The sequence below is a fragment of the Dyella terrae genome (assembly GCF_022394535.1).
Lineage (GTDB): Bacteria > Pseudomonadota > Gammaproteobacteria > Xanthomonadales > Rhodanobacteraceae > Dyella.
Genome location: NZ_CP089414.1, coordinates 459,491 through 473,846 on the forward strand (window position 1 = coordinate 459,491; position 14,356 = coordinate 473,846).

Consider the following 14,356-nt stretch of genomic DNA (forward strand, 5'->3'; position numbering starts at 1 on the left):
CGCAAAAAGGCCCGCTCCCAGCGGGCCTTTTTGTTTTTCAGCCACGCGAAAAATCATCAGGAAATCCAAGTCATGTGCTCGATCTTCGGCATGTTCGATCTGCAACCCGGCGATGATCTGGCGGCCTTGCGCCAGCAGGCGCTGGAACTGTCCCAGCGGCAGCGCCATCGCGGCCCGGACTGGAGTGGCGTCTTCGTCGATGCAGGGGTGATCCTTGTGCACGAACGCCTCGCCATTGTCGATCCCGCCAGCGGCGCGCAGCCCTTGCGTTCGCGCGATGGTGTACTGGCGCTGGCGGTGAACGGCGAGATCTACAACCACCGCGAGCTTCGAGCGGCCAGCGACTACGACTTCACCACGGGTTCCGATTGCGAGGTGATCAACGCGCTGCATCAGGATGGCGCGACGCCTGCCGAATGGGTGTCCAGCCTCAACGGGATCTTTGCCTTCGCGCTGTGGGACAGCGCGGCGTCGCGTTACGTCATTGCGCGCGATCCCATCGGCGTGTGCCCGCTCTATTGGGGACACGATGGCGATGGGCGTCTGTGCGTCGCCTCGGAGATGAAGTCGCTGGTGGGCCTGTGCCATGACGTTGCGCCGTTTCCACCGGGACATATTTACGACAGCGCGGACGGCCAACTACGCTGCTACTACGTGAAACCATGGCGCGACTACGCGGCTACCCAGGGACATGATGTGTCGTTGCCGGCGCTGCGCGAGGCGTTCGAGCAGGCGGTGCACCGTCAGCTGATGACCGACGTGCCCTATGGCGTGCTGCTTTCCGGTGGCCTGGATTCTTCACTGGTGGCCGCCTGCGCCGCGCGCTTCGCGCGTCATCGCGTGGAAGACAATGACCGTGCGGAAGCCTGGTGGCCACGCCTGCATTCGTTCGCGATCGGGCTGGAAGGCTCACCGGATCTCGCCGCCGCACAGATTGCGGCCGACGCGTTGGGTACGGTGCATCACGGCTTTGTCTATACCTTCTGGGAAGGGCTGGATGCGTTGCCGGAGGTGATCCGCCATGTCGAAACCTACGACGTGACTACTATCCGCGCCTCCACACCCATGTACTTGCTGGCACGCCGCATCAAGGCCATGGGCGTGAAGATGGTGCTGTCGGGCGAAGGTTCGGACGAGATCTTTGGTGGCTACCTGTATTTCCACAAGGCGCCTTCTGCAGAAGCTTTCCATGAGGAGACCGTGCGCAAGCTCGACGCACTGCACAGCTACGACTGCCTGCGTGCCAACAAATCGATGATGGCGTGGGGTGTGGAGGCACGTGTGCCGTTTCTTGACCTGGAATTTCTCGACGTGGCGATGGGCATGGATGCACGCCACAAGATGGCGGGGCAGGGACGCATCGAGAAAGCCGTGTTGCGCGAGGCGTTCCAGGGCGCATTGCCGGATGACATTCTCTGGCGGCAGAAGGAGCAGTTCAGCGATGGCGTGGGCTATGGCTGGATCGATGGCCTGAAGGCCCATGCGGAGCAGGCCGTGAGCGATCGCGAGTTCGCCGCAGCGACGACACGCTTCCCGCATAACCCGCCGGCTACCAAGGAGGCGTATCTGTATCGGCGCATCTTTGAGCGCTTCTATCCAGGGCCGGCTTGTGCAGAGACGGTACCGGGAGGCAAATCCATTGCCTGCTCTTCACCTGCGGCGCTGGCGTGGGATCCGGCGTTCGCCGCAGCTGCCGATCCGTCGGGGCGGGCTGTACGTGGCGTGCACCAGCAGGCGCTGGCGTAAGGCTGCGGCGCCACGCTGCCCCGGAGGACGGCGTGGCGCCAGCACATTCAGACGTCCAGACGCACTACCTGGCCGTTGCGCCCATCCACGCGTACACGCTCGCCATTGCGCAGCAAGCGAGTCACGTTGCGCACGCTCATGACCGCCGGTAGCCCCAGTTCGCGGGCCGTCACGGCGCCGTGCGACAACGGCCCACCGCTTTCCGTGATGATGCCGATGGCCTGGTAGAACAAAGGTGTCCAGGCCGGGTTGGTGGTGCGCGCGACGAGGATGGTGTCCTTGGGGAAGCGGGCGAAATCCTCGGGGCCGTTCACCACGAACACGTCCCCTTCGATCACACCGGGGCTGCCGCCCAGGCCTTTCAGGGCATTGCTATCGGTGTCGGGTTCTTCGTGCTCGCCGTGGACCCAGTCGGGTATGCGTTGCCCTGCGGCTTCGTAGCCTTGCTTGTGTTCGGCCACGGCGGCGGGGATGGCTTCCAGATGCTGCTCGCGCATGGCCACATCCAGGATGCGCAGCGGGATGAAGTAGATGTCGGAAGCATCAGTGAGCACACCCGCCTGCACCAGTCGCTCGCCGATGGCGCGCAGGCCACGACGGAGCGGCAAGGTGAGTCGCGTGGTCTGGTAATGCTCCAGATCATCCAGTGCGGTATAGACGCGTGCGAGGCGAATGACCTCGTGCACCAGATAGCGCAGTTCTTCTGGGGCCTCGCTGAGCACGCGATGTTCCATGTCCGCCTGGGCGATCTTCTGTCGTCGTTCGGTGGCGGCGCGATCTTCGTCCGTCCGCTGGCACAGGATTTTCAGCTGATCCAGCACGATGTGCGGTGCTTCGATCCAGGTCGGGTGGTACGCATCGAAATCCAGCTCGCGGTGGCCATGCCGTTGCAGGAATGTCGCGAACTCGCGCGCAAAGGTGGGGTGCGAAGGCAGGAGCTGGACCAGCTCATGCCCGGAAAGGGTTTCCATTGCCTGCGCGAGCGTGGCGTCGGCCCGCGCCAGTCGCGACAGCGCCCACAACTCTGCGTTGACTTGTCCGGTCTTGGTGTCGGTGACAGCGAGCAGGCGGTCGAATACTTCCTGTGCCTGCTCGGGCGGGAGGGCCAGCTTGAGCATTTGCAGCAGACCGGTATACAAGGTGCGCTGGGTGAGTGAGATGGCGATGTTGGGCAGGAAGTAGCGGGTGCCGAGCGCATTGATGCGCATGACGTAATCCCATAGCGCCGGCAGCGGCAGTCCTTCGAGCGACTCGCGCATCAGTGAGCCGATCTCGATGAGATAGGTGTCCAGGTCGCGCATCCATGTCACCGGCAGCTCCTGCACCCAGGCGAACTGGCTGGCGATCTGCGGCAGCGCGGCGCGCACGCTTTCCACGTCCTTGAGCATGCGCGTGGGTGTGCGCCCACTGTAAAGGCGTACGGCGTTCTGGTTGCCGTAGATGTAGTAGTCGCGCATGACAAACCATTTGTCGCCGAACGGCGGCAAGCCCATCAGGCGAAAGCTGTGGTTGAGCGACGCGTGGAAGCCTTCTTCGCACAGGTCCCAGGTGAGTGGCGTCATCGGGTTGGGAAACCGCTCCGCCGATTCGTCACGCGTCCAGCGTGCAGGAACACGGGTGATGGCGCGTGACTGCAGCAGGTACAGCGAACCGTCTTGCCAGGCCCATTCGATATCTTGCGGAAAACCGAAGTGCGCCTCTGCCGCGACCGCAAGACGCGCGACGGCTTGGCGTTGCGATTCGTCCAGCGATGCGCGCTGGCGTTGTTCTGCGGGCAGTTCGACGTGTCGTGTTCCGTTGGCCTCATCGGCTATCAATGCATGGGTCTTCTCGGCGACAGAGGCTTCCGTATCGCCGAAGTCGCTACGGTGCTGGCGGAATTCGTCGACGGGCGACTCGCCCGCGACTACGGTTTCACCTAGGCCGAAGGACGCGTTGATCAGTACCTGATCGAGTTCGCCGCGCACCGGGTCGATGGAGAACGCAACGCCGGCGGCCTCATCCACGCCGACCTGCACTAGCGATTGCACCACCACGGCCATCGCTGCATCCAGGTGGTTCAGTCCCATCCGTTCGCGGTAGGGAAGCACATGCGCGTTCCACAGCGAGGCGTAGCACGCGCGAATGGCCTCGGCGATGGCGGCTGTACCGCGTACACCGAGGAAGGTGTCGTGTTGCCCGGCGAAGGCGGCGCCCGGAAGATCCTCCATGGTGCCGGAGGAACGCACGGCTACCGGGCCATGCAGCCCGGCGTCGTCGATAGCGGTGGCTAACGCTTGTTCCAGACCTGCCGGCAGGGGATGGGCGAGCAGCAGGGCGCGAATGCGCTGGCTGCGCGCGTCGTGATCCAGCTTGTCGTCACACAGTATCCCGGCCAGGTCGTCGCGCAACGGTGCAACGAACGCTCGATAGACATCGCTGGAGACCACGATGCCGGGTGGCACCGGCAGGTGTTGGGCCGCCTGCGCCAGGCTCGCGCCCTTGCCCCCGCTACGTGCGACATCAGTAGCCCGGGGATCGGTGAGGGCGAACAGGTACGTCATACAGAGCACTCCTTGCGATAACGCTGGACGAAGGTGAGCACCACGGCGGCCAGCGTCAGGCCGCACAACACGTCGATGCCGTAGTGATAGCGCAGATAAACCGTGGCAATGACCAACGCCGTCACCACTGGGGCCAGCACTACCGCGATGCGTCGGTAGCCGCCCAATGCGAAGAAGCCAAGAACATAGGTGCCGATGCCGGCATGCAGGCTGGGAAATACATCCATGCCGGTGATACCGTTCTTTACGACGGACACCAGGAACGCTGTGATAGGACCGCCCTGCGGTGGATACGGAAATGTCTGCGGGAAAGCCAGGTACGGCCCACCTGCCGGCACAAGCACATAACCCACGAAGCCCAGCAGGTACATCAGCGTGAGCCCGATGAAGAACGCCTTCGCTTCATTGCTGCGGCGACGCATGCTGAAACCGATAACCGGTAAAAGCACTACGAAGTAGAACAGGAAATAACCCGTGCTGAGGATTTCCGAGAGCCATGCGTGCTCCCAGCCCAGGATGTGTTCGGGCAAGCTGGCGCCGCCCCATAGCCGACGATCCAGTGCGAGTAGTGCGGCGTCCGCCGGATGTGTGATGTAGACCGCGCGGATGGCTTTGAACAACGGGAAGATCAACCAGCATGCGGCGAACTGGAGCGTGCCGCGCCACTGGCGCATGAGCGAGGTGTCGTTTCCTCGCAGAGTCGTCGCCGCCACCAGCCATGCGGCGGCACCCACCACGACCGTGGCGTGCAACATGCGGTCGTCGAGCTGCCACGCGGCGAATCCGCCCGCGAGCAGAAGCAGCAGTAACTCGATTTGAAACAGTATGCCGATCCATCGGCCCCAACGTTCCATCGTCACTTTGTATTACTCCTGAGGAAACATGTGCGGATAGCGCCACCAGCCGATCGCGGCCAGTGCGATCAATGTCAGCGCGGGTAGTGGATGCCAAATCGTTAGCGCCACGATCATCGGCAACCAGATGAGCCCGGCGAAGAACCCCCCCCGGCCATGCGGAAGAACGTCACCGTGTTGCGGGCATCGGCCTTGCTCCCCGTCACTGCTGCCGCCAACGCGATCGGGAGGCAGGTCAGGATCAGGCTGGCGAGCGGCAATGCATCCCAGAGCCAATGCACGTGACTGGACCGTGCTGCTGGCGGAGCAGGTGCGAGTTCTGGCTTTGCCTGTGCGGTAAGCAAGGCTTCCGCATAGGATTCGCCAGCGGCAAGGCGGTGGCGCGCCCACGCTTCGGCGCTGGCGAACTGGGCTTCATCGCGACAGTTCACCGAGATGGCATCCAGTGCGTGGCCGATGGCTTCATGCGCGCGGTTCTCCCACGAGCGCAGGGCTTCACCGTCTTCGCGTGCAGGCAGAGTGATCGCTGGACCCCGCATGATTTCCACGTGCGAGCGAAAGCCGTCCGGTCGCACGTAGTGCAGGCCGACGGGCAGTACCGAGACGGGCGTGCCCTCCACCAACAAACGGCACGCCATGCGGGCGGCGCCGCGTTGATAGGGCAGGGGGCGATGGCCCCATTCGCTGCTGCCTTCGGGAAAAACCACCAGGTCGCCGCCGGCGCGCAGGTGCGCGCAGCCGGCATCTACGGGGTCGTCGAAGGCAGAACGTTGGATGCCATAGCGTTCGCGATCCTTGTCGCGCACTACGGGAATGCCCGTGAACATCCAACGCAGCAAGCGACTGCGCAACAACTGGACGGATATCAGGAACTGGGCGCGTGGAAACGCCCGGAGCACGGTGTAGCCGTCGATGGCGCCGTTGCGGTGGCTGCTGACCACCAGGCGGGCTTTGTTGGCTGGTTGAGCCGCACCAACCACATCGATGCGCCCGAAATAGAGGCTGCGCAACAGCCAGGCGACCAGACGATAACGCAAGGGCAGCGACGCTCCGGTCGCCATGGGGACGGTCTTCCTTGACTTGGTCATTCGGATCCACGAAGCGGCGACGCCGGCATCATGCCCAGAAGCCCGGGGGCGGTTGTAAAGAAATTGCTGGGACGGAATCGCGAGGTGGCCAGTACGCCGGTACTGGCCGGAATCAGGCGCTGGCTTTGTCAGTGAAGGTTATGGTGCACGAGCACGCAGGTGTGCTGCTTCTCGAAATCGATATAGAAGTCCATATCGCCGAGGGCGCCGCTGCCCAGGATATAGCTCCACGCGAGATCCGCATCCGGGAATACGCCAAAGGTCATCTGGATGGGTTGACCGGAAACGATCACATCGGCGCTCGCCTGTTTGACGCGAGCGACATGCTCCGCGCCGATATCGCGGATGCGCATGCTCTTGTGCGCGCTGGCTTGTACTTCATCCATCGCCGCCTGGTTGCCGCTGAGGTAGAACGCACTGCCAGTATCGAGCAGCGTCGTCCGCAAGCTGCCGTTGATGGAAAGCGCTACCACCGGGCGCACGGTGTTACCCCACATGTCCGAGGAGACGAGCATCGGCTCGTTGCAAGCCGGACGGTCGCCGCCCTTGCCATAAACCTGGAGTTCGCGCTGGGTGAAGCGGAACGCGCCGAGCTGACGCAGGATGTCCAAGCCGATCAGGCGACGATTGTTCGGCACGATCTCCACGGGCGCGTTTTCCAGCGTGATCGAGCCGAAGTGAGCCTGTTCCAGAATGCCGTGCGTCACGGGCACGTTCTTGGACAGCAGGCCCCGCGTTTTGCCATCGGTGCCTAGCGAGCGGACGCCGAGTTTCACAGCGGTGTCCATATCCATGATGATCGGGCCGGCTCCCGTATCCAGCGTCATGCGCACGGAAGCGCCGTTAGCGGCTTCCAACATCACCGCGCCGCGCTGGTCATAAGCGGCCTTCAGGAGGGCAAGGGTGAAATCGCCTTCAGGTTTGCCGAGGTGGAAGGGTGGAATGTCGCGTTGCGTGGCCGCGTAGCTGGTCATGCGGTCGAGCTCACTCTGGGGAACGCGGCCCGCGAAGCGCTTGACGATGTCCAGTTCCTCCGCGTCCGCTGCCTTGCCGCCCCGCGCGAGGCGCATGTTGCCGCTGGCGAAGCGGGCGCAGTACAGCGCCACCATGGGCTGCGTGGCGATTAGCTCCTTCTCGCACAGGCGTGCGTCTTCGGTGGCCTTGTCCAGGTTGTAGTGGATGCGCTCCAGCGCCATGGCCGCCAGCACGTGGGCTGCCGGGTCGGGATTCTGCTGGTACATGGCGGCCATGGCCGGTACATCAGCCTTCGCGATGGCGGCGTTGACGGCTCGCACGGCTTGCTCGGCCGTCAGGGTGGCCGGATCAGGGGTGGCGGTCGAGGTGGCCGGTGCCGGCGTAGCGTTCGTCGCGGCCTGCGATGTCCCCATCGTGGCCGTGGCCAGAGCAGCCAGGCCAAGCAGTGCCCAAGACTTCATCCGATGCATCCATGCGGGGTGAGAAGGCCGGAGTATAGGGATTCCCCTATGTCGGTTTCATGCAGCGCCAGGGGTGGAGCCTAGGTCCTGACAGGCCGGGGCTCTGCTATCATTGGCGACCGTTTTCCCATGATTTCCCATCCATGATCGAAACTAATCCGATCCTTGCGCAGATCGCGGACCTGAAGGGCCGCGTCGAGTCGCTTAGGGGGTATCTTTGACTACGCTACCAAGCGTGAGCGTCTCGAAGAAGTAAGCCGCGAGCTGGAAAGCCCCACAGTGTGGGACGATCCGCCGCGCGCACAGGAACTGGGCCGCGAACGCGCCCGCCTGGACACCATCGTCAACGGCATCGATTCGCTGACGGCCGGCCTCATCGATGCCGGCGAATTGCTGGACATGGCTGCCGCCGACAGCGACGAGGACACCATCCAGTCCGTCGTGACCGATCTGGCCGGCCTTGAGGCCAAGGTGGCTAAGCTGGAATTCCAGCGCATGTTCTCCGGCAAGATGGACGCCAACAACGCCTTCGTGGACATCCAGGCCGGTGCCGGTGGTACCGAGGCGCAGGACTGGGCGGAAATTCTGCTCCGCATGTACCTGCGCTGGGCCGAATCGCGCGGCTGGAAGGCTGAGCTGATGGAAGTCAGCGGCGGCGAAGTGGCTGGCATCAAGTCCGCCACGTTCCGCGTCGAAGGCGACTACGCCTATGGCTGGCTGAAGACCGAAATCGGCGTGCACCGTTTGGTGCGCAAGAGCCCGTTCGACTCCGACAACCGTCGCCACACCAGTTTCACCTCGGTGTTCGTGTCGCCGGAAGTGGATGACGACATCGATATCGACATCAACCCGGCCGATCTGCGTACGGACGTGTACCGTTCGTCCGGCGCCGGTGGTCAGCACGTGAATAAAACCGAATCGGCGGTGCGTATCACGCATATTCCGACCAATACGGTGGTGGCCTGCCAGACCGAGCGCAGCCAGCACGCCAACCGCGATCGCGCCATGAAAATGCTGGCGGCGAAGCTGTATGAGTTGGAGGTGCAGAAGCGCAATGCCGAGAAGGATGCGCTGGAAGCTACCAAGTCCGACATCGGCTGGGGTAGCCAGATCCGCAACTACGTGCTGGACCAGAGCCGCATCAAGGATCTGCGCACCGGTATCGAGCGGTCGGATACACAGAAGGTGCTCGACGGTGACCTGGACGAATTCGTCGAGGCCAGTCTGAAGTCGGGCCTGGACGCCGGCGCCAAGCGCATCGATGCCTGATCGCCGGCATGGGATGTAACACGCAGGCAGCCGACGCGTTCTCCGCTCGGCTGCTTTAAAGGACAGGCCATGAGAGCAGCGTCGCGTTCGTTTTTCCTGCTGGCGATTGGCTTGCTTGCTGGCGGCCTGCACGCGGAATCGCTGCTGCTGCGTGGCAGCGTGGGCAAGTACCCGGTCGTGATGAAACTGGACGCGGATGACGGCACGGCGTCCGGCTCGTATTTCTATGAGAAGTACAAGCAGGACATTTCATTGCGCGGGAAGGTCGACGGGCAGAGTTACGCGCTGAGCTCGGCGATCTTCGACGCCGATGACAAGAACGCCGACCACTTCGCGCTGACCCGCACCAAGGACATCGTGAAAGGCACGTTCACGGGCGGCAACGGCAAGTCGTTGCCGGTGGAGCTGCATATCGTTCAACCCGGATCGGTACCGGAACCCAAGTCCGGGCTGCATTTTTCCCGTGAGTTGGGCGACTACGAAAAGCTGCAACTGGCAGACCTGACCTTCGTGCCTGGCAAGAAGGAAACCGTTGGCGGCAAGTACGTCATCCAGTGGTACACGGAGCCGCACTCCAAGGTTTCGATGTTCCGCGTGGTGAGTGGCTACCCGGAACCGGTCATCGCGTCCATCAACACCGTGATCGACAGCGACTTCTACGGGAATCTCAGCGGCTATTTCGGTTGCTCCGACGAGACCGGCAAGCCAGGTACGGACACGATGCAGGTCTCGGACTATTTCCTGAACGACCGCTTCGTGAGCTACGCCGTTTCAAGCAGCTGGTTTTGTGCGGGTGCGGCGCATCCGGATTTCGCGACGGGCGGCACCACCATCGACGCGCAGACCGGCAAGCAGCTGACGCAGGAAGACCTGTACTGGCTCGGCACGGGTGCTAAGCCCGCCCCGAATTCAGATGCTTGGATGAAGTATCACGACAAGGTGTTCGGCCCCGCCATGGTGAAGCTGCTCGGGCGGCTCTACCCGCAAGAGATGAAGCCGGTTGGCGATGAGGACGGTTGCAACTATGCCGATCCGGACGTCTGGAAGTTCGGGTCGTGGTACCTGACTGCCAAGGGCATGTATGTCGGGGCGTATTTCGCACGGGTCCAGAAAGCCTGCGACAATCCCGAGTGGTCGTTCATCCCCTATGGCATCCTGAAAAAGAACAACCCAGCGCTGTTTGGCAACTGAGTCGTCCAGACACGCGGTGCCTTCGCCGGCACCTCCACCCACGGAATTATCATGAGCGAATCGAACGAAACCCTGCCCATCGACGAGAACAAGCTGATCGCCGAGCGTCGCGAGAAACTGAAGGCACTGCGTTCGCAGGGCGTGGCCTTTCCGAACGACTACAAGATCGATGCGTTCACCGGTGACTTGCAGGCCGAGTTCGCCGATGCCGAGAAGTGGACGGCGGAAGCCATCGAAGCGCTGGGTCGTCACGTAAAAGTCGCCGGCCGCGTGATGCTCAAGCGTGACCAGGGCAAGGTTGCCTTCGTGCAGATGCAGGACGTCAACGGCCGCATCCAGCTGTTCATCCACCAGGGCACCGTGGGCGAGGACACCTACAAGGCGTTCAAGACCTGGGACATGGGCGATATCGTGGGCGCTGAAGGTGTGCTCATGCGCACGCGCACCGGCGAGCTGTCGGTGAAGGTGGAGAAGCTGCGTCTGCTTACCAAGAGCCTGCGCCCGCTGCCGGACAAGCACCATGGCATGGCCGACGTGGAGCAGCGTTATCGCCAACGTTACGTTGACCTGATTGTCACCGAGGAAGCGCGCCGCACCTTCGCGCAGCGCTCCAAGATCATCGGCTTTATCCGCAAGTGGCTCGAAGCCGAGCCGCGCCGCTTCATGGAAGTGGAAACGCCGATGATGCACGTGATCCCGGGTGGCGCCACCGCGCGTCCGTTCGTCACGCACCACAACGCGCTGGATATGGATCTTTACCTGCGTGTGGCGCCGGAGTTGTACCTGAAGCGTCTGGTGGTCGGCGGCTTCGATCGCGTGTACGAGATCAACCGCAACTTCCGCAACGAGGGCGTGTCCACGCGGCACAACCCCGAGTTCACCATGCTCGAGCTGTATCAGGCGTATGCCACGTACACTGAGATCATGGACATCACCGAAGAGGTGATCCGCGAGTCGGCGAAGAATGTCATCGGCACCACCACGTTGGTGTGGGAAGGCAACGAGATCGATGTTGGCCCGGCGTTCCGTCGCTGGAGCATGGAAGACGCCGTGCTCGAGTTGAACCCGGAAATCCGCCGCGAAGAACTGCGCGACCGCGACGCCATGGCAGCACACGCGAAGCGCCTGGGTTGCCAGGTGAAGAGTGGGTTCGGCTGGGGTCGCCTGCTGCTGGAAATCTTCGAGAAGACGGTGGAGCACACCCTGATCCAGCCGACCTTCATCACCGATCACCCGGTGGAAGTCTCGCCGCTGGCGCGCGAGAGCGACACGAATCCAGGTATCACCGACCGCTTCGAGCTGTTCGTCAATGCCAAGGAGTTGGCCAACGGCTTCTCCGAGTTGAACGACCCGGAAGACCAGGCCGCCCGCTTCCAGAAGCAGGTGGAAGCCAAGGTCTCCGGTGACGACGAAGCCATGCATTTCGACGCCGATTACATTCGCGCGCTGGAAGTGGGCTTGCCGCCAACGGGTGGCCTCGGTATCGGTATCGACCGTCTAGTGATGCTGCTGACTGGCTCCGCGTCGATCCGCGACGTATTGTTGTTCCCGTACATGCGCCCGGAGGCATAAGCCGATGACGACTCGCTCCCTGCCGCGGAACACGTTGCCCGGCCTGTTCGGGGCGGGTCTGGTCATTCTGGTGCTGGGGGCGTGCTCATCGCCCTCGCAATCGCAGGACGATCATACGGAAGGCGCGGCTTCGCCCGCGCCCGCCGCCACGGTGGCGATGCCGGCAACTGCCGCCAGTGCGGCGGGGACCGACGCCGATGCGGACGCCGATGATGCCGTGATCGAGCGGGTGAGCGTGGTGATCAGGAAGCACAAGCTCACCTCGCTGAAGGACGAGTGTATCGACTACATGGTCGATGATTCCGATGGCGCTACGGTCGATATCGACGTGCACGAAAAGCACGACGCCAAGTGCGGTGGCGACCCCAATACGTCGCCACGCCTGTTCTCGTTTAAGCTGGATCGCGCCAGTGGCCAGTTGACCACCGATGCACTGGATCTGGCCGATGGTGATTTCCAGCCCATCAACTAAGAGCCACTAACAAAACTACTGCGCGGCCGCCAGACGGGCGCGGTCGGTGCTCGGAATCCTCATGTACGACGAGTACACTCCGGCTCCTCCGCGCCGTCCGCACCCGTCTGACGGCCGCTCGCTACGTTTTGTTAGCGGCTCTAACAGGGTTTCGCCGCACGGGAATGCGGTGGTTGGCTGCGCTACCATCCGGTCTCTCTAGCGGCTTTAAGGATGACGCCATGGTGGCATTGCGCTTGTGCTTTGCTTTCGCCGTTGCATGCGGGCTGTGTGCCTGTCAGGCACACGATCAATCCGGGCAGGGCGCATCGGTCAGTGCCAATGCACCCACGCCGGCGCCATCGGCTTATACCTATTGCAAAGAAGACGCCCGCGCTGCGGAGTGCGCGAACCTGCACGATCCGCTGAATCCTTATGAGTTTTCGGCCGTCGACGCGAAGCGCGTCGACCTGCCCTTGCAGGCAGGCGGGCATTCGGCAGTGGCCACCTCGCTTACCGGAAGCCACGTGGCTTTCAACGGGATTATGGTGCAGCCTTCGGGGCGTCTTTATGCTGTTGGCGGACCAGGCTTGGCTATTGCGGCGGCGCCGAGCGATACGGCCACCACATGGCATGTCGCCAGCTATTCCGAGTTTGCCGACATTCTGAATGCGATCACCTTCCTGGACGACAAGCTGGGCTTCGCTGTCGGCGGGGCCGGGCTGATCCTGCGTACCAGGGATGGCGGTGAGCACTGGGAAAGCTTTAACAGCACCTTTGCGTCGTATAAGGATCCGCAGCGTGCGGCGCTGACCTTCGAAGGCGCGGCTTATGCCATCGCCTTTGCCGACCCGACACATGGCGTGGTGGTGGGCGAGCAGCGCATCCTGCGCAGCGCTGACGCAGGGCAGACTTGGGAGCGGGTTGCGCAGCCGCTGGATGGCGTTGCCCTGCAGCGCCTGCAGTTCACCGACAAGCAACACGGTTGGGCCGTGGGCAGCAGCGGAACGGTGTTACGTACCGATGATGTAGGCGCGCATTGGACCGCCGTGTCGTTGGGTGACAGCGAAGTCCACCTGATGGGCCTGAGTTTCAGCGACGCTGCGCACGGCTGTATCGGCGGTGGCTACAAGGTTTGGTGCACGACGGATGGTGGCGTGCACTGGGAAGCTGCCGAACTTGCCGTGCCCGCGAACGTCGATACGTCCGAAAGGATCGCCATCACCCAACTACTGATGCGCGATGCCCAGCAGGGTTGGCTGTTGACCCGCGATGGCCTGATCTTCCACAGCAGCGATGCTGGACGGCATTGGGCGTTGTGGATGGATGTGGTGAAGGCCTCTCAGGGCAAGTTGCAAGGCGTTGAGTTGTGGGGACTGTCGTTGGGTCGCGAGCGTGCCTGGGCGGCGGGCGCGGGGGCCGTGGCGTCGCCTCGGCCGGACGGGAGCGAGGCAGCGATGTCGCTGGATTCATCACCTCTACTGCTGTCCTGGCCCCTGCAGCCGTAACCGCGGACTTTCCCGGGCCGATACGCAGGTGCCCCGCGGCATAGTCGGCTAAACTCAGCGATTGACCTCAGCAGGAGCTCGCCATGTGGTTCGCCATCGTCGGTACCGACGTCCCTGATTCGCTGGAGAAGCGCAAGGCGGCCCGGCCGGCCCATATCGAGCGCCTGCAGAAGCTGCTGGACGAAGGCCGCCTGTTGGTGGCGGGCGCCTTTCCCGCCATCGAATCGGAAGACCCGGGCCCGGCGGGTTTCACCGGGAGCCTGATCCTTGCCCAGTTCCCGTCGCAGGCTGAGGCGGAAGCCTGGGCCAAGGACGATCCGTACGTGGCGGCCGGCGTCTACGCCGGCGTCAGCATCAAACCGTTCCGCAAGGCGTTGCCGCCGGCATGAGCGCGGCCATGGTGGAGCAGATCCGCGAGCGCCTGCAGCAGGCGCTCGATCCCGTTGCCCTTGAGGTGTTGGACGAGGGCCACGAGCACGCAGGACACGCCAACGATGGGAAGGGGCATTTCCACGTGCGCGTCGTCAGCGCGGCCTTCGCGGGCCAGTTATCGATCAAGCGGCACCGCCTGGTGTACGCCGCCCTGCAGGGCCTGATGGACAACGGCATCCATGCGCTTTCCATCGATGCGAAGGCCCCGGGCGAATAAGCGGCTCGGGTGCCCCTGATAGGTCCAGAGTTGGTCATTTTTTGACCAG

The 14,356-nt window shown here is 63.2% G+C and carries 12 protein-coding genes and 1 other RNA gene; 9 read left to right on the forward strand and 4 right to left on the reverse strand.

Features of this window, described 5'->3' with window-relative positions; genetic code table 11:
* The first annotated feature begins 72 nt into the window (after nt 1-72).
* The gene (gene asnB / locus DYST_RS01795) at nt 73-1,746 is read left to right on the forward strand and encodes an asparagine synthase B (protein WP_239949584.1); all 1,674 of its coding nucleotides are present in this window, start codon (nt 73-75) and stop codon (nt 1,744-1,746) included.
* Between the two features lie 47 nt (nt 1,747-1,793).
* Here asnB and DYST_RS01800 read toward each other — a convergent pair whose 3' ends face one another.
* The 4 genes from DYST_RS01800 to DYST_RS01815 all read right to left on the reverse strand — a co-directional run bounded on the left by DYST_RS01800 (nt 1,794) and on the right by DYST_RS01815 (nt 7,667).
* Nucleotides 1,794-4,289, reverse strand: a complete 2,496-nt coding sequence (locus tag DYST_RS01800) for a PEP/pyruvate-binding domain-containing protein (RefSeq protein WP_239949586.1) — start codon at nt 4,287-4,289, stop codon at nt 1,794-1,796.
* The gene (locus DYST_RS01805; RefSeq protein ID WP_239949589.1) at nt 4,286-5,143 is read right to left on the reverse strand and encodes a phosphatase PAP2 family protein; all 858 of its coding nucleotides are present in this window, start codon (nt 5,141-5,143) and stop codon (nt 4,286-4,288) included. The genes DYST_RS01800 and DYST_RS01805 overlap by 4 nt, the downstream gene beginning before the upstream one ends.
* A gap of 113 nt (nt 5,144-5,256) precedes the next feature.
* Nucleotides 5,257-6,204: a 1-acyl-sn-glycerol-3-phosphate acyltransferase gene (locus DYST_RS01810; RefSeq protein ID WP_239949590.1), complete on the reverse strand. Its 948-nt coding sequence runs from the start codon at nt 6,202-6,204 to the stop codon at nt 5,257-5,259.
* Nucleotides 6,205-6,359: 155 nt separating this feature from the next.
* Nucleotides 6,360-7,667, reverse strand: coding sequence for a retropepsin-like aspartic protease (locus tag DYST_RS01815; RefSeq protein WP_239949592.1), 1,308 nt, complete (start codon nt 7,665-7,667; stop codon nt 6,360-6,362).
* A gap of 143 nt (nt 7,668-7,810) precedes the next feature.
* Here DYST_RS01815 and prfB point away from each other — a divergent pair.
* The 8 genes from prfB to DYST_RS01855 all read left to right on the forward strand — a co-directional run bounded on the left by prfB (nt 7,811) and on the right by DYST_RS01855 (nt 14,307).
* Nucleotides 7,811-8,936 (forward strand): peptide chain release factor 2 gene (prfB, locus tag DYST_RS01820; RefSeq protein WP_102304725.1). Its coding sequence is split into 2 segments (ribosomal slippage): nt 7,811-7,885 and nt 7,887-8,936, totalling 1,125 coding nucleotides; the frame shifts between segments, so codons are not numbered across the junction.
* Between the two features lie 69 nt (nt 8,937-9,005).
* A complete protein-coding gene (locus DYST_RS01825) occupies nt 9,006-10,127 on the forward strand; it encodes a hypothetical protein (protein WP_239949594.1) in 1,122 nt (373 codons plus the stop codon).
* A 51-nt stretch (nt 10,128-10,178) separates the two neighbouring features.
* Complete coding sequence (gene lysS, locus DYST_RS01830; protein WP_239949595.1) at nt 10,179-11,699, forward strand: lysine--tRNA ligase; 1,521 nt, start codon at nt 10,179-10,181, stop codon at nt 11,697-11,699.
* Between the two features lie 4 nt (nt 11,700-11,703).
* Nucleotides 11,704-12,171 carry a hypothetical protein gene (locus tag DYST_RS01835; protein WP_239949596.1) on the forward strand — a complete coding sequence of 156 codons (468 nt, stop codon included), beginning with the start codon at nt 11,704-11,706 and terminating at the stop codon, nt 12,169-12,171.
* A 61-nt stretch (nt 12,172-12,232) separates the two neighbouring features.
* A non-coding RNA gene (locus DYST_RS01840) (sX9 sRNA) lies at nt 12,233-12,308 on the forward strand.
* An 84-nt stretch (nt 12,309-12,392) separates the two neighbouring features.
* Nucleotides 12,393-13,658, forward strand: coding sequence for a WD40/YVTN/BNR-like repeat-containing protein (locus DYST_RS01845; RefSeq protein WP_239949598.1), 1,266 nt, complete (start codon nt 12,393-12,395; stop codon nt 13,656-13,658).
* Nucleotides 13,659-13,741: 83 nt separating this feature from the next.
* Nucleotides 13,742-14,047: a YciI family protein gene (locus DYST_RS01850; protein WP_102304720.1), complete on the forward strand. Its 306-nt coding sequence runs from the start codon at nt 13,742-13,744 to the stop codon at nt 14,045-14,047.
* Nucleotides 14,044-14,307, forward strand: coding sequence for a BolA family protein (locus DYST_RS01855; RefSeq protein WP_239949599.1), 264 nt, complete (start codon nt 14,044-14,046; stop codon nt 14,305-14,307). The genes DYST_RS01850 and DYST_RS01855 overlap by 4 nt, the downstream gene beginning before the upstream one ends.
* The last annotated feature ends 49 nt before the right edge of the window (nt 14,308-14,356 follow it).

Coding starts and splice junctions, on each gene's coding strand:
- DYST_RS01835 (WP_239949596.1), top strand. CDS start 11,704: ATGACGACTCGCTCCCTGCCGCGGAACACGTTGCCCGGCCTGTTCGGG.
- lysS (WP_239949595.1), top strand. CDS start 10,179: ATGAGCGAATCGAACGAAACCCTGCCCATCGACGAGAACAAGCTGATC.
- DYST_RS01815 (WP_239949592.1), bottom strand. CDS start 7,667: ATGAAGTCTTGGGCACTGCTTGGCCTGGCTGCTCTGGCCACGGCCACG.
- asnB (WP_239949584.1), top strand. CDS start 73: ATGTGCTCGATCTTCGGCATGTTCGATCTGCAACCCGGCGATGATCTG.
- DYST_RS01800 (WP_239949586.1), bottom strand. CDS start 4,289: ATGACGTACCTGTTCGCCCTCACCGATCCCCGGGCTACTGATGTCGCA.
- DYST_RS01850 (WP_102304720.1), top strand. CDS start 13,742: ATGTGGTTCGCCATCGTCGGTACCGACGTCCCTGATTCGCTGGAGAAG.
- DYST_RS01825 (WP_239949594.1), top strand. CDS start 9,006: ATGAGAGCAGCGTCGCGTTCGTTTTTCCTGCTGGCGATTGGCTTGCTT.
- DYST_RS01805 (WP_239949589.1), bottom strand. CDS start 5,143: ATGGAACGTTGGGGCCGATGGATCGGCATACTGTTTCAAATCGAGTTA.
- DYST_RS01845 (WP_239949598.1), top strand. CDS start 12,393: ATGGTGGCATTGCGCTTGTGCTTTGCTTTCGCCGTTGCATGCGGGCTG.
- DYST_RS01810 (WP_239949590.1), bottom strand. CDS start 6,204: ATGGCGACCGGAGCGTCGCTGCCCTTGCGTTATCGTCTGGTCGCCTGG.
- DYST_RS01855 (WP_239949599.1), top strand. CDS start 14,044: ATGAGCGCGGCCATGGTGGAGCAGATCCGCGAGCGCCTGCAGCAGGCG.